This window comes from Sporosarcina sp. JAI121 (assembly GCF_013408665.1).
Classification (GTDB): domain Bacteria; phylum Bacillota; class Bacilli; order Bacillales_A; family Planococcaceae; genus Sporosarcina.
Genome location: NZ_JACCCL010000001.1, coordinates 2,216,017 through 2,233,856, shown reverse-complemented (window position 1 = coordinate 2,233,856; position 17,840 = coordinate 2,216,017). Strand labels below are relative to the sequence as shown.

Here is a 17,840-nt window from a genome sequence, read left to right as displayed (position 1 = left end):
AGAATGGAAGTGACTATTGTGCTATCCATTAAAAGAATAGTATTTTTTATGCAGCAATACAATAAGCAATTGAAGAAGAAGTGGGGAACGCTTCTTCTTCTTTTTCTATTTCCGCTTGTTTTGATTGGCTTACTGCTAGGACTGGCGGTGGGGTTATTGCTACCTGAAGAAGGCTCGCCAATTCGGGTGGCGCTAGTTGATGAAGACAAGACGAAAGAGACTCTTTTATTCAGTGGGTTGTTGGAAGAAACGGTCGCGGACAATCAATTCATCCAAATTGTCTCGATAACGAAAGACAATGCGGAAAAATTGATGGAGCAAAATGAAATCAGCACCTACTTTTTATTTCCGAAAGGGTTTACAGCTGATCTGTATGAAGGGGAGACTGTGACAATTCCGATTGTCGGGAATCCATCGCGTCCAACAGATAGTTTTCTCGTGAAAGAACTGGTTGAAAGCATGACGCGCTATATTGCGGCGGCACAAGCTTCTATACTGACGATCAATGACTATGCGAAGGAAACAGTTATGTCAAAGGATAAGCGGAAAGAAATGATGTTCCAGCAGTTTATGGACTTCACATTATACACGCTTGGGAAAGATAAGTTGCTTGACGAAGAAGTTATTACAAACGTCGCGACGTCTTCACCGTTCCATTACTACATATTATCGGCCTGGTTTATTGCGCTGTCTGTCTGGCTTCTTGCCATCTATACAGTGTTGGCAAAGGAAGAGCATGATTCTATGCGAATACGGATGAAGATATTTGGTGTGACGATGTGGCAACGAATTTTCGCACGCATACTCGTTTCCTTATGGTTTTGCCTAATCCTAGGGGCAGTGACCTTTTTCATGGCCGATAAGTTTACAGGTTTTGTGTTGTATGCGGTTGATTACTTCCGCTTAGGTTTTTTTACAAGCCTTTATGCGTTAGTTTTCTTAACTTGCATAGCACTTATCGACAGTTTGGTTGTATCCCGTAAAATTGTGCTTATGTTGCAGAGTCTGTTTACATTCTCAATCATTTTCATAAGCGGCGCGGTTATCCCCACATTATATTTTCCGCGAGCAATCCAAGGGGCATTGCCGTATATCTTTTCCTACGAAAGCTTCAATTGGATGATTGAAATTGTGCTTGAAGGAAGAAACTATGCAAATTTTAACATGCTAATACTAGTTGCTGCTATCGGATTGGTTCTACTTTGGCTATCGTTAATCGGAAAAGAGAGGTGGACTTGATGAGGAATATCGTTTCCACTCGGTTGATGCGTTCGAAGAAGGAATGGAAAAGCCTCTTAAGCTGGATGCTCCTCCCGCTTATTATGACAGTGGTAATTATGCAAAGTATAGAATCATGGCAGGAAGAGACAAAAGTTCCGGTAGCGCTTGTAGTGGAAGATGAAACAGAGATGGCCGGACGATTAGTAGAGGATATCGCAGCTACTGAACTTTTCCATATCCAATTCATGAATCTGGATGATGCATTGCATAAACTAGAGCAGCATGAACTGGATAGTGTGTTCGTTATACGTAAGGGTTATGAAGATAACATATTATCGAATCGTCGAAATCAGCTTATCGTGGCCTTTTCTTCCAATCGATCATTTGCTAATCAAGCAGTTGTCGAAACGATTGCTTCATTTGCCCAACAAGACGCAGCACGTTCAAAAGCCGCTTTCGTCATCAAACATTTATTCATGGAATATGGCATGGAAGAAGAATGGCATTATGATGAAATCATTGATAGCAGTCGAGACAGGCAAAAAAGTGAAGCACTGCTGCAATCCAGTTTTTCCTATTACGATAAACAAAATAGGGCGAATGAACAATCGATTCCGTTAGTAAAGGCGTGGGGTGTTTGGACAATTTTCGCCATTATCACGACATTTTTCCTGTTCGACTGGATGCTGAAGGAAAATCGACCATCAATGCGTCAACGTTGGTTATTCACCGAAATATCCTTTAAAAAATATGCATTAGGTTCTTTACTGCTACTTACAGCAATCATTTATGCCATGGATATCATTACGGCAATCATTTTTACATCGTTATTCCAGGAAGCATTTACAATTCGTGTTCTGTTTGTACTTTTCGTATTCCGGTTGACGATAAATCTCCTTGCATTTTTACTAGCAAGTCTCTATAGGCAATTGTTTATGTACTATACAAGCGGCCTTGCGATTGCACTGCTTTTGGCCGTGGTTGGCGGGGCAATCATACCTCTGGATGGGCTAGCACGGAAGTGGGTATGGGTTGAAGCGCTCAGTCCTGTTCAATCATTACTGAACGGGACGATACCAATACTGTGGCTCTGCGCATTGGTTGTTTTGCTCGGCGTCTGGTTTTTTAAAGGGGGAGAGAAAAATGCTTGAAGTGACAGGACTTCAGAAAAAGTATAAAGAGAAGACCGTATTTGAAAATGTCACCTTACAAATGAAACCAGGGGAAATTGTAGGCCTTGTAGGGGAAAACGGGGCGGGCAAATCAACACTGCTTGAACTATTGGCGACAGTTATGCAGCCGACGCTGGGAGAGATTGAGCTGGAAGGATTTTCATATACGGACGGTTTCAAGACAATCAGGCGGTTAATCGGTTATGTTCCACAAGACATAGCGGTATGGGAAGAATTCACCGTTGAGGAGAATATGCAGTTTTTTGAAAAGCTTTCATGGAAAAAGCATACAAAAGAAGAATGCCGACAATTGTGTGTGGATATGCAATTGACCCAGTGGAAAGAGGAGGTCCGGTCGTTGTCTGGTGGTATGAAAAGGAAATTGAATTTGGCTATCAGCCTTCTCAATGATCCGGTTTTGCTGCTGCTAGATGAACCTACAGTCGGCATCGATCTAAAATCAAAAATAGAAATCGGTTCGTATTTGCATAACTTGGCGAAAAGTGATGGGAAGATGATTATGTATACATCCCATGATATGGACGAAATTACAACGCTTTGTGACCGTGTTTATTCAATTGGGAAAGATCCTTTTTATATGGATTTATTGACAAAGAATGAAATTGCCGTAGAGCAGTTGAAATGAGTGATTGTATTGAAGAGGTGGAGGAAGGTAGCTATAGTATGTGTTTTCGTAATCGCCATGTCGGGCATTTACTTGTGGCAACTGACAGGAACATGGATGGATGAAGGAGTAGAACTGGTCGCGGATGGAACGAATGACTATGCAATCGTGCTCGGAGCCAAAGTGAAAAGGGATGCGCCGTCGCTGTCATTGCAGTATCGGTTAGACGCTACGTTGAGATATGCACATGACAATCCCCACGTGAAAATGATACTGTCCGGCGGGCAAGGTCCCGATGAACCAATGAGCGAAGCAGAAGCGATGAGACAGTTTTTAACTAGGAACGGCATTGCCGAAGAACGACTTCTACTTGAAACTGCCTCCACTTCGACATATGAAAACATACTATTCTCGAAAGCATTACTGCCTGATGAAGTGGAGTCTGTAACGATCATTACAAGTGATTATCATCTGGCAAGAGCACGGAAACTTGCTTCGAATCTCAATCTGCAAACCGATGCGGTGGCGGCTAGAACGCCTAAGGTGGTAGCAGCAAAGTTGATCAGCCGCGAACGCATCGCTCTTCTGAAAACGTATATTGTGGGGAAATAAACGCGCATCAGCCAGTGACCCATTGGCGGATGCGCGTTTTATATTTCAACGTGAGGCTATACAAAATGTATGATTGAGTATACTACTTTATATGAGGTGACTAAATGACTATTAAATTTGTTGAACAAATGAATACAGCGTAGGCGCCTTATAAGGGGGGGTAGAGCGGTCTCTTATATCAGGCAGCTACATAGGTATTTACTTGTATAATTATTACACAGGGCGCAAAAAGTAATGGTAAAGGAATACTTTTATTGGACGGCGAATTAATGGTAGTGAAGGACTAATTCGTGCGTAGTTGTGGAGCTGACGGAGAAATAGCAGGTAGAAAGAAGGGATGAGAACTATCGAAATTGAAAGCGGGGGAAAAATGATTAACAAGATGCTGAAGTTCAGATTGCTTTTCGCAGTCGCACTCATGCTTCAAATGATTGCAGTACCGTTACATTTTTCGGCGGAGGAAATTAATCCGGTTGATACAGAGTCACCTTCTTGGCTAGCACCAATTGATTATTTAGCGTTGGGTGATTCTTTGGCAGCCGGCGTGACCCCGGAAAATGCCCTTGGAAAAGGATATACGGATTTTCTTGCTGAGTCATTTCATTCCATAGGGGCTCTAAAATCTTTCAACAAAGGTTTCTCGTTTCCCAAATATACAACAGGCGACATCGTGAAAGATATCCGGATGGACGTAAAAAAGGATGTATATGGAATTGGCTATGAAGAGGTTGCGGTAGCGCTTCAACAGTCGATTGCCGAAGCTGAAATCATCACGATCAGTGCGGGGGCGAACGATGTATTACCACTTGTCCAAAAAAAAACTGCGACGGGTACTGCCACTGTCGATCCTCAATTGATGGCTACGGCAATACAGCAAGTAGCAATCAATTATAAAACGATTATGACTCAGATTGCTCAAATCAACCCGAAGGCCGAAGTGTATGTGATGGGTTACTACAATCCGTTCCCGTATATGACTGAAGAGATGCAACCATTGCTGAACCAACTGTTGGATTCTTTGAATAAAGGAATTCAGATGGGACTCATAGGGTCGGCGGCTCACTTCGTTCCAACGAGCGACACGATTGCAGTTGACCATTTGGCTTACCTACCGAACCCGGAAAATATCCACTTGAGTGAAGCTGGTTATCAAAAAGTGGCTGAGCAATTTTGGCTGAACATGCTAACGACCAGCCCATGGATTCCAGCTAACAGCCTTGCAGCCGGGTTGGTGGAAACGGATTCGGTTATCCTGAATTGGAAGCCCGCTGTCGATAATGTAGCAGTGACTAGCTATGAGCTCTATAGTGGGAAAGAAAAAATAGTTACCGTAAAGGGTGACGTTTTCTCTTACAAAATTGAAAAACTTGCTGGAAATGCAGTGTATGACTTTTCAATCGTAGCGGTCGATGAAGCTGGAAACAAAAGTATCCATACTCCAAGTGTAAAAGTAACGACGGCGGTTTCTGTTCATTCACAATTCAAGGATATTGCGGATAACGGTTTGAAAAACTACATTGAACAGGCGGCGGCAGCCGGAATCATCGGCGGCTATACGGACGGTACATTCAAACCGAATCAGAAACTGACGCGGGTGCAAGCGGCGGCAATAATCGTTCGTGCTCTGGATTTGAAAACGGACGAAACGGCTCCATTTGGCGATATTAACAACTATGCAGATCAAACAAAAGCGGAAATCAATGCTGCTTACAAATATGGAATTGTTAAAGGTGACAGAGGTAATTTCAAGCCCACTGAGGCAGTGACGCGTGCACAGCTGGCTTTGATGATAGAACGTGCTTATCGGAACGTATCCGGTAAGCCATACACAGCATTCAGCAAAGCACCTTATTCTGACATCGGTAACTATGATGAGGAAACGATAAATGCTATCTCCATGCTCCACGAACTAAACGTTACAACCGGCTATGAAGGGAAATTCATGCCAAGCAATTCTACGACACGTGCACAAGCTGCAAAAATAGTTGTTAACTTCACGTCCTTATTGAAGCAGGCGAAGTAAATAGATAAGTTGAGTTATTGATGACGTTTTTTGAACGTAGCACAGGCTGTCTGGCTTATGGCGGAAGGCATTCCCGAAGCGTATTTGAAGGCAATCTGCACTTCAACATACATTAGGTTAATAAAAAACGTGCATATATCCCTTTTAGAGAAGGGGTATATGCACGTTTTATTCATATGAGACTGCTGATGGCATGGAACTTCGGTTCTTGTTTATCAAATGTAGTGATATAATTGAATCCAATCGACTCCAATAATTGCAGTGATTCACTGAACTGGAATGCGATATCCTCCGGTTTATGTGCATCTGAACCGAGTGTGATGATTTCACCGCCGCATTGTTTATAAAGTTTTAAAATATCGTCACTTGGCATTCCGCCCGACATGCCGTAGCGGACCCCGGACGTATTCAATTCAATACCTTTGCCTTCAGGAATGAGGACGTTGAAAATCTCTCTCAATTCATCATGAAAAGGATTAACGCAATTCTTTTTTGTATACCTTTTGACCAGGTCGGCGTGACCGAGAATATTATATCGTTTATAATTTTTTATGCAGTACAACAACTCTCCATAATAAATTCCGTATGCTTCTTCCAATGTTTTATCCTCAAAAAATTCTCCGTAGTGCAATCCTTTTTTCTCGACCGTATGCATAGAGCAGATGACGAAGTCGAATGTTTCCTTGTCCATCAGTTCTTCGTATTTATGTAGGATATGAGGTTGTACACCGATTTCAACGCCTTTTTTAATATGAATACGTCCTTTATATACTTTCTGCATCTCCATCAATTTACTTGCGTATTCCTTTTTATCAAAATCAAAAAAGATTGTATCATCCGGGTATTCATAATCGATATGTTCAGTAAAACAAATTTCGGTCAAGCCTTTTTGAATCGCTCCATCAATCATATCTTCCATAGAAACTGGGCAATCTGCTGAGAATGAACTGTGCATGTGATAATCGAACATTAATAATCAATCCTCCTATTGACATTTCGTTGGTATACCTTTATAGTACTAAATAACTTTAGTCTAGTAAAGCAGTAAAGTGAGGGGTGTTGGAAATGGTCTTAAACGAAGTTTATCCTGAACGGATGTTAAGTGATAATGAAAAGTTTGAAAGAATCATTAAAACCATCAATAAACGTTTTACAACATACGGCTATAAACGTATCAAAACATCAGCATTCGAGCAGTATGACCTCTACTCAAAAGTGAAGAGTTCAATCAATCAGAATGAAATGATAAAAGTGATCGATCATACCGGGCAAGTGTTAGTCTTGCGGCCCGATGTCACGATTCCAATCACACGGGAATTGGCCCAAAACTTCCCGGATCTATCAAGCGAACTTCGATACTTTTACGTACAGGAAGTGTTTCGTCAGCCCATTGATCGAAATGATAGCATTGAGCGGACACAGGCGGGCATTGAATACTTCTGTGAAAGTTCCGCCGAGGCGGATGCAGAAGTAATTGCACTTGGTTGTCATTTGATGAAAGATCTAGGTTTCAACGACATCAAAATTGAGTTGGGGCATGCAGGATTTTTCAATGAACTTGTCCGCGGCCTTCCACTTACGCCACTACAAATCGACCAATTGAAATCATTGATTCAAGCGAAAAATGTAGTGGAGATAGGACCGTTCCTTAAGAGTTTAGAAATTAAGGATGAAGTGAGAGAGGTAATCGAACGGATACCATTCTTATATGGCAACCCTGCAGATGTAATTGAACGGACAAAAGGCATTGCCTTGACTGAAAAAATACAGGATACGCTCGATTACTTGATGGATATCTTCAGTATATTGAAATTGTACGGATTGGAACAGTATATCGTCATGGATTTAGGACTGATCAACCACATGGGCTACTATTCAGGCGTGATTTTTCAAGGATATGTAGAGAAGTTCGGCAAACCGGTTTTAATGGGCGGCCGCTATGACGGGTTAGGAGCCGAGTTCGGCACAGCGTTACCCGCAATCGGTTTTGCCTGTGAAATTGAATCGTTGGTGAAAGCGACTGAAAGTAGGGAAGTCACTTCCCGTTTGCCGATTGATATCAAAATCACTTATGCTGATAGCCGTTTAGAACAGGCCATTTCAATTGCAAATGAATTACGAGAACGGAATTATAGTGTTCTATCATTTTCTGAACGAAAAGAACATGCAGATTTACGGCAAAGCGTTTACTCGATTTGTTTGGAAAAAGAAAGCAATTCATTTCTCTATAAAGGGAAAAACGTCCAGTTTTCGAATTTAAAAGAATTACTCGAGTTACTTGTTGGGGGGCTTGAACCGAAATGACACATCTGACTATCGCGATGGCGAAGGGGAGAACAGCAGACAAAGCGTTAACGTTTTTTGAAAAAGCGGGTATCCGTTTTTCCGACTTTCATGATAAAAGCAGAAAGCTAGTAATATATGATGACGAAAATAAGGTTAAACTTATATTTGTGAAAGCGGTCGATGTGCCGACTTACGTTGAAAAAGGGGCAGCCGATATCGGCATTGTCGGCAAGGATACGATTATGGAAGATCCGGTCGATGTCTATGAACTATTGGATCTTGGCATCGGAAAATGCCAGCTTGCTGTGGCCGGTTTTCCTGATAAACAATTTCCGAGCAGTACATTATTGACGGTGGCTTCAAAATATCCGGGTGTAACGAAAGCCTATTTTGACAGCAAAGGTATTCGTATCGAAACGATCAAATTGAATGGTTCCATCGAGTTGGCTCCACTTATCGGCATGTCCGATGTCATCGTCGACATTGTGGAATCCGGGAAGACATTGAAAGAAAATGGGTTGGTCGTCTTAGAGGAAATTGCCGACGTCAGTGCACGATTGATAGTTAATAAAGCAAGTTATGCGACGAGGACAAATCAGATCCAGCAATTCATATCGGACTTAAAAGCAGTATTGGAGTGATGATACATGAGAATTGTAACGTTGAAAAAATATACAGATGAAATAGGGAAACAAACGTCTCTACAATCAAATGATCTTGAACTCGATCGAACTGTGCTTGAAATTATCGGAACAGTGCGTGAAAATGGAGATCAGGCACTAAAAAGCTATACTGAAAAGTTTGACGGCGTACTGCTTGAGGAACTGACAGTCTCATCCGAAGAGTTCGTTGAAGCACAGACATTGATATCAGCAGAGTTTTTAGGCGCGTTGCGAAGAGCAAAGGAAAAAATCACTGCATTCCATGAAGTTCAAAAAGAACAGTCCTGGTTCATCAATCAAGAAAAAGGCATTGTTCTTGGACAGAAAGTGACCCCGCTTGAAAGTGTCGGCATCTACGTACCAGGAGGTAAAGCGGCCTATCCTTCTACGGTTTTGATGAATTCCATCCCGGCAAAGATTGCGGGAGTGGAACGCATCGCCATGGTGACACCGCCCCAACAAGACGGCAAGGTTAATCCCCATGTACTCATAGCTGCGCAAGAAGCTGGTGTCGACGTTGTGTATAAAATCGGCGGTGCACAGGCGATTGCGGCCTTGGCATATGGAACGGAGACGGTGGAAAAAGTAGCGAAGATCACCGGACCGGGCAATGCATTTGTGGCACGGGCTAAAAAATGGGTGTTCGGTGACGTTGCAATCGATATGATTGCGGGACCGAGCGAAATTTGTGTCGTGGCAGACGACAGTGCGATTCCCGCGTTTGTCGCAGCGGACTTGTTATCTCAAGCGGAGCATGATGAACGTGCAACAGCAATCTGTGTGACGACAAGCCGTACATTCGCTGAAGCGCTTCAAAAAGAAGTGGCGAACCAAATCGAACGAGCCGATCGGCAGAGCATCATAGTAGCATCGATAACCGATAATGGCCGTATCATTCTCGTCGATTCATTGGATGAAGCCTTTGACTTCGTCAATAAACTGGCGCCGGAACATTTACAGCTTATGGTGGAAAATCCGATGGAACAATTGCCGTTCATTCACAATGCAGGCGCAATCTTTTTAGGGAACTACTCACCGGAGGCACTGGGCGATTATATGGCAGGTCCTAACCATACATTGCCGACAAGTGGGACATCAGCATTTTCATCACCGTTGGGTGTTTACGATTTTATGAAAAAATCAAGCATCATCCAATATACTGAGGCGGCACTGCAAGACGTATCAGATGACATTATCGCAATAGCGAATGCGGAAGGGTTAACAGCCCATGCAAATTCAATTCAAGTTAGAAAGGCGGATCAGAATGCGAAGTAAATCGATTTCAAGACAGACAGCAGAGACGAAGATTGAATTGGACTTTGCGATTGATGGCAGCGGAAAATCAATTATAAAAACAAGTGTCGGCTTTCTGGATCACATGTTGACGTTGTTCACCAATCATGGTCGATTCGATTTGACGGTCGATTGTGATGGAGACATCGAAGTGGATCAGCATCACTCCGTCGAAGATATCGGCATAGCCTTGGGACAGGCTTTCTATGAGAGTATTGGTACGAAGGAAGGCATCGAGCGCTACGCGACGGTGTCGACACCGATGGATGAAGCGTTATCGACAGTTTCCATTGATATTAGCGGGCGTCCGTTTTTCGTCTATAACGTAGACGGTTTAAAAGATAAAGTAGGGGAATTCGATACAGAGCTGGTCGAAGAATTTTTCCAAGCGTTCACAAGCCATGCGAAAGTGACATTGCATATTAATTTACAGTATGGTAAAAATAGTCACCATATTATCGAATCAATTTTCAAAGGATTCGGACGTGCATTGCGTGTAGCGAGTGCAATCAATCCGGATGTAAAAGGAATTCCATCAACGAAGGGAATGCTATAAGAATATTTCTTTTAGCACCTATATAATTGAACAAATGAATACCTAAATAAACAGATTGAAGGCGTCTTATAAGGGGGAGCCGAAGCCATAAGACTGATGACGAAGTTGTCTGGCTTATGGCGGGAGGCATCCCCGAGCGTCGCAGCGGATTCAGTGGAAATCTTTATTTTTATACATTATTAAAAGGGGGAACTATCATGATTTTATTTCCAGCGATCGATATTCGTGATGGAAAATGTGTTCGGTTAATACAGGGCGATTATAATCAGGAAATCATCTACAATGATTCACCGACTGCGATGGCGAAGGAATGGGAAAAGCAAGGTGCCGAATATATTCACGTCGTCGATTTGGATGGTGCTAAAACAGGTAACTCCTTGAATCGTGACGCAATCCAGGCGATTGCCAAGAGTGTTTCGATACCTGTGCAAGTCGGCGGCGGAATCCGAACGATGGAAATCATCGACGCACATATTGAAGCGGGTGTAAGCCGGGTGATCATCGGAACAGCAGCGATACAGGATAAACCGTTTCTAAAGGAAGCTGTTGAAAAGTATGGCGAGAAAATTGCAGTGTCCATCGACGCGAGAAAAGGTTTCGTTGCAACGGACGGCTGGACGGAAACGAGTGATGTATCAGCGGTAGACTTATTGCGTGAACTGGAAGCGGTGGGTGTGAAAACAGTCATATATACGGACATCATGAAAGACGGGATGATGCAAGGTCCCAATTTTCATGAACTGGAAATGATGGACAAAGCGTCTTCCATTGATATTGTTGCTTCAGGCGGAGTTTCTACAGAAGAGGATATCGTTCAGTTAAAAGAGCTCGATTTATATGGGGCAATTATCGGTAAGGCTTTATATGACGGTAAATTATCTTTGGAAAAAATACTGGGGGGACAACGAGCATGACGAGTAAACGGATCATTCCATGTCTGGATTTCGATAACGGTAAAGTCGTCAAAGGGAAAAAGTTTTTGGAAGTTAAGGAAGTTGCAGATCCGCTTACATTAGCGAAAAAATATGTAGCTGACGGTGCAGATGAACTTGTATTTTACGACATTGCCGCTTCAACGAAAAACCGTGCGATGTTCCTGGACCTTATTGCGGAAATCGCAAAAGAAGTACCTGTACCATTTATTGTCGGCGGGGGAATTCGAACTCTAGAAGATATTCAGAAGGTGTTCGATGCCGGAGGGGATAAAGTTTCCATCAACAGTGCAGCGCTCAGCGATCCGACTTTAATTGAAGAAGCAGCGAAAAAATTCGGTTCTGAACGCATCATTCTATCGATGGATGTTAATGAAGTGGGACCCTCAAAATGGTCTGTCTTTTCAAACGGCGGTATGAAAGACACCGGAACAGACGCCATCGAATGGGCGAAGCAGGCTGAAAAATGGGGTGCAGGCGAACTGGTTGTCAATAGTATTGGGGAAGATGGCGTAAAAGATGGCTATAATCTCGAGTTGACAAGAGCTATCGCAGAAGCAGTCAGTATCCCTGTCATTGCGAGTGGCGGAGCAGGAACGCCTGAACACTTCCAAACGGTATTGACTGAAGGGAAAGCCGACGCGGCACTTGCGGCATCGGTCTTCCATTTCGAAGATATCAACATCGGAGAGTTGAAAACATATTTGGCAGCAAAAAATATACCTGTTGGGAATGAATGATCATGACAATTCAAATCGATACCCTTTCATTTGACGAAAAAGGACTAATTCCTGCAATTGTCCAAGACGATCGGACGGGGAATGTACTGATGCTCGCATATATGAATAAGGAAGCATTGCAAAAGACGTTAGATACGAAAGAGACGTGGTTTTACAGCCGATCCAGGCAGGAATTGTGGAACAAAGGCGCAACATCGGGCAATCGGCAAATTGTGAACAACCTTTCACTCGACTGTGATAACGATTCAATTTTAATACAAGTGACGCCTGTGGGTCCGGCTTGCCATACTGGAGAAGTGACTTGTTTCCATAACCAGATTTTCGATGGGGCCGTACCTACCCGCTCAATTGTCCATGAAATAACGGATGAAATAAAAAATCGACGTGCAAACCCTGTTGAAGGGTCATATACAACCTATTTGTTCCGTGAAGGGTTGGATAAAATCCTGAAGAAAGTCGGGGAAGAAACAACAGAAGTCGTCATAGGCGCAAAAAATCGGGATAAAGCCGAAGTGACAAGCGAGTTGGCGGATTTGACCTATCACTCTCTTGTGCTGATGGAAGAATTGGATGTCAGCGTTGAGGATGTCAAAAACGAATTGCGAAAAAGACGTCCTAAAAGTGAAGTGCCACGGGATGAGTAAATTTTGGAGTTCCATGGTGAAACGGACTGACCCCTACGTTCCTGGCGAGCAGGTCGAGCAAAAGGATATTGTGAAACTGAATACGAATGAAAATCCATACCCTCCAAGCCTGAAAGTGACAGCTGCAATCCAGCAGGAGATGGGGCGTAATCTTCAATTGTATCCATCACCGACAGCAAGTGAATTGCGCGAAAAAATCGGGCGACAATACGGGCTTTCTACAGAAGAAGTATTTGTTGGAAACGGTTCTGATGAAGTGCTGGCATTCTCTTTCATGGCATTTTTTGAACCCGGTAATCCAATACGGTTCCCCGATGTTACATACAGTTTTTATCCCGTGTATGCGAAGCTGTTCGATATCGCTTATGAAGAAGTTCCATTAAATGCGGATTTCACATTGCCAATCCACAAATACTTTCATTCAGAGGGCGGCGTCATCTTGCCAAATCCGAATGCTCCGACGAGTGTCTATGCTGAACTAGAACAGATTGAAGAGATCGTGAAAAATAATCCCGACAATGTTGTTATCATTGATGAAGCATATATCGATTTTGCTTCGAAATCTGCGACGGAACTAATCCGGAAATACGATAATTTGCTCGTTATCCAGACGACATCCAAATCACGCTCGTTGGCCGGTTTACGCGTCGGTTTTGCAATGGGAGCCCCTTCGTTGATTGACGCCTTAATCCGCATCAAAGATTCTTTCAACTCCTATACGCTGGACCGGCTTGCATTGGTCGGTGCTAAGGCCGCGTTTGAGGACGATGCATATTTTAAAGAGACGGTGGAAAAAATCATCACGACACGTGAAAAAACGAAAGAGGCCTTGCAACTGCTCAGTTTCAATGTCCTTCCTTCACAAGCGAACTTTGTTTTCGCCTCGCATGAAATGGTGCCTGCAGAATTCCTGTACAATGAATTGAAAAAAGAGGGCATACTCGTCAGGTATTTTAATAAACCGGGAATCAGCAACTTTTTACGCATAACAATAGGCACAGACGAGCAGATGGAAGGATTAGTTGTGAAATTAAGTGAAATAATCAAGTCGTACTAAACTATCAGATCCGTTTACGAAATGAATGAATGAAAAGTGCACTGAAACTGATATACTTGTGTAAACGAGGGGGTTTTTTGCATGGGATCTAAATACATCGATCTTGCACTTATAGCATTCATGGGTTATTTCGCATTCACGCGATTTGCGGACGGACAAATCGGTTTTGGAATCTTTTTCACGGTGCTTGCATTATTGAATATTTTAACGTTTGTGATGAAGATCAAAAAAGAAAAAGCAACGAAAACTGATATACGGTGAAACCTGAATTAGAACTGATTGAAGACAAGCCATCCTCCGAAGAATATGGAGATGGCTTGTCTTTTTTTATAGGAAAAAGGACATGTTGGTTAGAAATGAAATGCCTGATCATAGGCTCTTTTGTGGTATTAATAAGGGAATATATATAGACCTTGTTGATTAAATTAGTTGTTCCATTATCCGATTTACTGTAGTATAATATGTGAATTGCATTTTTTGAAATGAGGATAACTAATGAAGAAATCAATATATGGGCTGACTATAGAACAGCTGACAGAATGGATAATGGAACGAGGACAAAAAAAATTCCGTGCTGCACAAATTTGGGACTGGCTCTATAAAAAACGGGTAACCAACTTTGCAGACATGAAAAATATTAGTAAAGAGTGTATTCAACTTTTGGAAGATAACTTTGCAATTCAAACGCTTGAGCAGTCGGTTAAGCAGGAATCTGCGGATGGAACAATCAAGTTCCTATTCAAAATGCAGGACGGCAACTTAATCGAGACGGTGTTGATGAAGTTTGCATACGGTTACTCGGTCTGTGTTACTACGCAGGTCGGATGCAATATCGGCTGCAGTTTCTGTGCAAGTGGATTATTGAAAAAAAACCGTGATTTGGACGCGGGGGAAATCGTGGAACAAATCATGAAAGTGCAATTTCATCTTGACGCAAAAGAGCTAAATGAGCGTGTTAGCCATATTGTAGTCATGGGAATCGGCGAACCTTTCGATAACTATAACAACTTGATGGATTTCCTTCGTGTCATAAACGATCAAAACGGACTTTCAATCGGTGCGCGACATATTACCGTTTCTACGAGCGGACTTACACATAAAATCAAAGAATTTGCGGATGAGAATATCCAAATCAACTTAGCGGTTTCCTTACATGCGCCAAATAATGAACTTCGTACCCGCATCATGAAAATCAACAAAGCATTCCCGATCGAAAAGTTGATGGATGCAATCGATTATTATTTGGAATCGAAAAACCGTAGGATTACGTTTGAATATATTATGTTGCAAGATGTGAATGACCATGTTGCGGAAGCTCAGCAACTTGCGAAGCTTCTAGAAAACAAACGACACCTGTCGTATGTGAATTTAATTCCGTATAACCCGGTTGATGAACACGATCAATATCGCCGTAGTACCCCGGAAGCGATTAAAGCATTTTACGAAACACTTAAGAAAAAAGGCATCAATTGCGGCGTTCGTCATGAACAAGGAACCGACATCGACGCAGCTTGCGGGCAGTTGAGAAGCAAGCAGATTAAGAAAAACGAAACTATCTAATTGAACCTACATTTGACCAAAAGACGCATCCATTTAGGATGCGTCTTTTAAATCCGTTATTGACTATCTCTTATCCGAATTTCTTCGCTGAACAGGTCCCCATTTACTGAAAGAGGGGAGAACCGTGCATTGAAGAAGCGCAGTGTAGGTGGTTCATAATCCATTTGTAATCCGCAAATAGCGTCCCTTTTTTCGTATAGAGACAAAATCGAATCGACAACGACGTCCATATGATTATTCGTATACACACGGCGTGGGATGGTCAGCCGGACAAGTTCAAGGTTCGGTGTATTGTTTTTCCCCGTCGTATTGTCCCGTCCAGCTGAAACGATTCCCCGCTCCATGCTGCGTACCCCCGAATCGAGGTAAAGGGCAGCCGCAAGAGCTTGTGCGGGAAATTCTTCTTGGCTTAAATGGGGAAGGAATGCACGTGCATCCAGGAATACTGCATGACCTCCAATCGGTTTGACAACTGGGATCCCCGCATCAATCAGCTGTTGGCCGAGGTGGCGGACTTGGCCGACCCTGTGCTCGATGTAATGATCATCGATTGCTTCATGAATCCCAATTGCCATCGCTTCCATATCACGTCCCGACATCCCGCCATAAGAAGGCATCCCTTCGTAGACAACGACGAGCTCACGTGACCGTATATACAAGTCCTCGTCATTCATTGCCATGAACCCCCCGATATTGACAAGGCAGTCTTTTTTTCCACTCATTGTACAGCCGTCAGAATAGGACATCATTTCCATCAAAATAGTTGCTATCGACCGATTCGCATGTCCTGCCTCTTGTTCTTTTATAAAATATGCGTTTTCGACACAGCGCGTCGCATCCAGTATGACATCAATGTCGTATGAGCTGCATAATTCGTAAACGTCTTTCATATTTTGCATGCTGACGGGCTGTCCGCCGGCAAGGTTCACCGTTACTGCAAGACAGACGTATGGAATTTTGTCGGCGCCTACTTCATCGATTAACCTTTGCAGTTTTGCCAAATCTACATTCCCTTTGAACGGTAGATCGATTGCCGGATCATGTGCTTCATTGATAATAATATCGACAAATGTGGCGCCGTTCATCTCCTGGTGGGCCCGTGTCGTTGTGAAGTACATGTTTCCAGGTACATAATCGCCTTTTTTAATTTTTAATTGGGATAATATATTTTCGGCTCCGCGACCCTGGTGTGTTGGTAATACGAATTTAAAGCCATATACGTCGCGCACAGCCTTTTCTAACTTCTTCCAACTCTTGCTTCCTGCATAAGCTTCATCGCCAGTCATAAGCGCTCCCCATTGTGCATCACTCATCGCTGTTGTCCCGCTGTCCGTCAATAAATCGATATAGACGTCTTCCGAATCGATTAGAAACGTGTTGTATCCTGCACGGCTGAGAGACTTCTTCCTTTCCTCAAAAGATAGCATTGATAACGTCTCCACACTTTTAATTTTGAAGGGCTCCGCAATTCTCCTTTTCATTCCAACATCCCCTTTTCGTAAGTTACCATTATCATAAATATATCGTTGAAGAATGGAAGTTACGACTTTCAAATTGTGAATGATTAAAAAAACGGAGATGCAATGGAATAGTAAAATGCGGACAAATCCCTTTGGAAAGGATTTATCCGCATCTTTATCACTTGTTTTTTCTTATTAAAATAACAATGAACTGTACGATAAATGCCAGTCCCAATCCAAAGGAGGAAATGATGAATAAGGATAGAATCCCAAGAATATCACCCATCCCACCCGAATCCATCAATATGCTGCGGAAAAACTCTGCGTAACCGATAACAACTGCAACAATGAATACCCGGAATGCAATTTTCATATTATAAAATAACAACAGGAAAGAGAAAATCCCAATGATCAAGCCAAAAACACCGAACGTTAAATAGTTTTTAAAGATAAGGGTCTGACCAAGAATTGTACGCACACCTAGTATAAGAAGAACGAAACTAGTAAGTCCAGTAAAAAAACCAATCTTCCATAACTTATTCAACATAATACCCACCTACTTTCGATATACATCATATCGAAAAAGGGGGTGGTTATGCCAATGAAAGCATTACAAAAAAACATCCGACCCCCTTAAGGGGGAGTCGGATTTTGTGCTTTCGTAACTTATTTTTTTGCGATTAGAACAAGTTTACCTTGGTCAAGTTCTTCTTCAGCAGCAGCGGCTTCTTCTTTGGAAAGGCCTGCACCTTCCATTTTACTTCGGAGTTCATCACCGCGGGAAGAAAACATGTTTTTCATGCTATCCAGGATACCTTGTTCTTTCATACCCGCCTTTTCTGTATCGAGGGCATCCGTAATGTGGTCGCCCCTTTTTTTGTCATGTGCAAAAACGTAGATATCATCATGAGTATAACCTTGTGTTACCAATTCCTCGATTTCCTTCTTTGCCTGAACGGCATTTTCAACAGTTTTTTTAACAGTCATTAAAAATCCC

19 protein-coding genes are annotated in these 17,840 nt (G+C 42.6%); 15 read left to right on the top strand and 4 right to left on the bottom strand.

The genetic code is table 11. From position 1 onward, the window contains the following. Window positions 1–3 precede the first annotated feature (3 nt). From HDC33_RS10490 to HDC33_RS10470, 5 genes are all read left to right on the top strand, one after another. Window positions 4–1,239 carry an ABC transporter permease gene (locus tag HDC33_RS10490; protein ID WP_179392381.1) on the top strand — a complete coding sequence of 412 codons (1,236 nt, stop codon included), beginning with the start codon at window positions 4–6 and terminating at the stop codon, window positions 1,237–1,239. Continuing rightward, window positions 1,239–2,372 carry an ABC transporter permease gene (locus HDC33_RS10485; RefSeq protein WP_179392380.1) on the top strand — a complete coding sequence of 378 codons (1,134 nt, stop codon included), beginning with the start codon at window positions 1,239–1,241 and terminating at the stop codon, window positions 2,370–2,372. Before HDC33_RS10490 ends, HDC33_RS10485 begins: the two co-directional genes overlap by 1 nt. After that, complete coding sequence (locus HDC33_RS10480; protein ID WP_179392379.1) at window positions 2,365–3,039, top strand: ABC transporter ATP-binding protein; 675 nt, start codon at window positions 2,365–2,367, stop codon at window positions 3,037–3,039. Before HDC33_RS10485 ends, HDC33_RS10480 begins: the two co-directional genes overlap by 8 nt. A gap of 9 nt (window positions 3,040–3,048) precedes the next feature. Continuing rightward, the gene (locus HDC33_RS10475; RefSeq protein WP_255457334.1) at window positions 3,049–3,630 is read left to right on the top strand and encodes a YdcF family protein; all 582 of its coding nucleotides are present in this window, start codon (window positions 3,049–3,051) and stop codon (window positions 3,628–3,630) included. 337 nt (window positions 3,631–3,967) lie between these two features. Then, window positions 3,968–5,653: an S-layer homology domain-containing protein gene (locus HDC33_RS10470; protein ID WP_179392378.1), complete on the top strand. Its 1,686-nt coding sequence runs from the start codon at window positions 3,968–3,970 to the stop codon at window positions 5,651–5,653. Between the two features lie 172 nt (window positions 5,654–5,825). On the opposite strand, the gene HDC33_RS10465 is transcribed toward HDC33_RS10470, so the two are convergent. Further along, complete coding sequence (locus HDC33_RS10465; RefSeq protein ID WP_179392377.1) at window positions 5,826–6,623, bottom strand: histidinol-phosphatase HisJ family protein; 798 nt, start codon at window positions 6,621–6,623, stop codon at window positions 5,826–5,828. Window positions 6,624–6,718: 95 nt separating this feature from the next. On the opposite strand from HDC33_RS10465, the gene hisZ reads away from it, so the two are divergent. From hisZ to rlmN, 10 genes are all read left to right on the top strand, one after another. After that, a complete protein-coding gene (hisZ, locus tag HDC33_RS10460) occupies window positions 6,719–7,957 on the top strand; it encodes an ATP phosphoribosyltransferase regulatory subunit (RefSeq protein ID WP_179392376.1) in 1,239 nt (412 codons plus the stop codon). Then, on the top strand, window positions 7,954–8,580 hold the full coding sequence (gene hisG, locus HDC33_RS10455) for an ATP phosphoribosyltransferase (RefSeq protein ID WP_179392375.1): 627 nt from the start codon (window positions 7,954–7,956) through the stop codon (window positions 8,578–8,580). Before hisZ ends, hisG begins: the two co-directional genes overlap by 4 nt. Before the next feature lie 6 nt (window positions 8,581–8,586). After that, window positions 8,587–9,876 carry a histidinol dehydrogenase gene (gene hisD / locus HDC33_RS10450; RefSeq protein ID WP_179392374.1) on the top strand — a complete coding sequence of 430 codons (1,290 nt, stop codon included), beginning with the start codon at window positions 8,587–8,589 and terminating at the stop codon, window positions 9,874–9,876. Then, window positions 9,866–10,450: an imidazoleglycerol-phosphate dehydratase HisB gene (hisB, locus tag HDC33_RS10445; RefSeq protein ID WP_179392373.1), complete on the top strand. Its 585-nt coding sequence runs from the start codon at window positions 9,866–9,868 to the stop codon at window positions 10,448–10,450. The genes hisD and hisB overlap by 11 nt, the downstream gene beginning before the upstream one ends. A gap of 197 nt (window positions 10,451–10,647) precedes the next feature. After that, window positions 10,648–11,364, top strand: a complete 717-nt coding sequence (hisA, locus tag HDC33_RS10440) for a 1-(5-phosphoribosyl)-5-[(5-phosphoribosylamino)methylideneamino]imidazole-4-carboxamide isomerase (protein ID WP_179392372.1) — start codon at window positions 10,648–10,650, stop codon at window positions 11,362–11,364. Beyond that, complete coding sequence (gene hisF / locus HDC33_RS10435; RefSeq protein ID WP_179392371.1) at window positions 11,361–12,122, top strand: imidazole glycerol phosphate synthase subunit HisF; 762 nt, start codon at window positions 11,361–11,363, stop codon at window positions 12,120–12,122. The genes hisA and hisF overlap by 4 nt, the downstream gene beginning before the upstream one ends. Then, on the top strand, window positions 12,119–12,766 hold the full coding sequence (gene hisIE / locus HDC33_RS10430; RefSeq protein ID WP_179392370.1) for a bifunctional phosphoribosyl-AMP cyclohydrolase/phosphoribosyl-ATP diphosphatase HisIE: 648 nt from the start codon (window positions 12,119–12,121) through the stop codon (window positions 12,764–12,766). The genes hisF and hisIE overlap by 4 nt, the downstream gene beginning before the upstream one ends. After that, window positions 12,759–13,823: a histidinol-phosphate transaminase gene (hisC, locus tag HDC33_RS10425; protein ID WP_179392369.1), complete on the top strand. Its 1,065-nt coding sequence runs from the start codon at window positions 12,759–12,761 to the stop codon at window positions 13,821–13,823. The genes hisIE and hisC overlap by 8 nt, the downstream gene beginning before the upstream one ends. An 81-nt stretch (window positions 13,824–13,904) precedes the next feature. Beyond that, window positions 13,905–14,084: a hypothetical protein gene (locus tag HDC33_RS10420; protein WP_179392368.1), complete on the top strand. Its 180-nt coding sequence runs from the start codon at window positions 13,905–13,907 to the stop codon at window positions 14,082–14,084. 234 nt (window positions 14,085–14,318) lie between these two features. Further along, window positions 14,319–15,383, top strand: a complete 1,065-nt coding sequence (rlmN, locus tag HDC33_RS10415) for a dual-specificity RNA methyltransferase RlmN (protein WP_179392367.1) — start codon at window positions 14,319–14,321, stop codon at window positions 15,381–15,383. 56 nt (window positions 15,384–15,439) lie between these two features. On the opposite strand, the gene HDC33_RS10410 is transcribed toward rlmN, so the two are convergent. The 3 genes from HDC33_RS10410 to HDC33_RS10400 form a co-directional block, all read right to left on the bottom strand. After that, window positions 15,440–16,864 carry a tyrosine phenol-lyase gene (locus HDC33_RS10410; protein WP_179392366.1) on the bottom strand — a complete coding sequence of 475 codons (1,425 nt, stop codon included), beginning with the start codon at window positions 16,862–16,864 and terminating at the stop codon, window positions 15,440–15,442. 157 nt (window positions 16,865–17,021) lie between these two features. Then, window positions 17,022–17,387: a hypothetical protein gene (locus tag HDC33_RS10405; RefSeq protein ID WP_179392365.1), complete on the bottom strand. Its 366-nt coding sequence runs from the start codon at window positions 17,385–17,387 to the stop codon at window positions 17,022–17,024. Between the two features lie 122 nt (window positions 17,388–17,509). Beyond that, window positions 17,510–17,830 (bottom strand): YflT domain-containing protein, encoded by a 321-nt coding sequence (locus HDC33_RS10400; RefSeq protein WP_179392364.1) that lies wholly within the window; start codon window positions 17,828–17,830, stop codon window positions 17,510–17,512. Between the last annotated feature and the right edge of the window lie 10 nt (window positions 17,831–17,840).

Coding starts and splice junctions, on each gene's coding strand:
- hisZ (WP_179392376.1), top strand. CDS start 6,719: ATGGTCTTAAACGAAGTTTATCCTGAACGGATGTTAAGTGATAATGAA.
- hisA (WP_179392372.1), top strand. CDS start 10,648: ATGATTTTATTTCCAGCGATCGATATTCGTGATGGAAAATGTGTTCGG.
- rlmN (WP_179392367.1), top strand. CDS start 14,319: ATGAAGAAATCAATATATGGGCTGACTATAGAACAGCTGACAGAATGG.
- HDC33_RS10410 (WP_179392366.1), bottom strand. CDS start 16,864: ATGAAAAGGAGAATTGCGGAGCCCTTCAAAATTAAAAGTGTGGAGACG.
- HDC33_RS10480 (WP_179392379.1), top strand. CDS start 2,365: ATGCTTGAAGTGACAGGACTTCAGAAAAAGTATAAAGAGAAGACCGTA.
- hisD (WP_179392374.1), top strand. CDS start 8,587: ATGAGAATTGTAACGTTGAAAAAATATACAGATGAAATAGGGAAACAA.
- HDC33_RS10470 (WP_179392378.1), top strand. CDS start 3,968: ATGAGAACTATCGAAATTGAAAGCGGGGGAAAAATGATTAACAAGATG.
- HDC33_RS10465 (WP_179392377.1), bottom strand. CDS start 6,623: ATGTTCGATTATCACATGCACAGTTCATTCTCAGCAGATTGCCCAGTT.
- HDC33_RS10490 (WP_179392381.1), top strand. CDS start 4: ATGGAAGTGACTATTGTGCTATCCATTAAAAGAATAGTATTTTTTATG.
- hisG (WP_179392375.1), top strand. CDS start 7,954: ATGACACATCTGACTATCGCGATGGCGAAGGGGAGAACAGCAGACAAA.
- hisF (WP_179392371.1), top strand. CDS start 11,361: ATGACGAGTAAACGGATCATTCCATGTCTGGATTTCGATAACGGTAAA.
- hisC (WP_179392369.1), top strand. CDS start 12,759: ATGAGTAAATTTTGGAGTTCCATGGTGAAACGGACTGACCCCTACGTT.
- hisIE (WP_179392370.1), top strand. CDS start 12,119: ATGATCATGACAATTCAAATCGATACCCTTTCATTTGACGAAAAAGGA.
- hisB (WP_179392373.1), top strand. CDS start 9,866: ATGCGAAGTAAATCGATTTCAAGACAGACAGCAGAGACGAAGATTGAA.
- HDC33_RS10420 (WP_179392368.1), top strand. CDS start 13,905: ATGGGATCTAAATACATCGATCTTGCACTTATAGCATTCATGGGTTAT.
- HDC33_RS10400 (WP_179392364.1), bottom strand. CDS start 17,830: ATGACTGTTAAAAAAACTGTTGAAAATGCCGTTCAGGCAAAGAAGGAA.
- HDC33_RS10485 (WP_179392380.1), top strand. CDS start 1,239: ATGAGGAATATCGTTTCCACTCGGTTGATGCGTTCGAAGAAGGAATGG.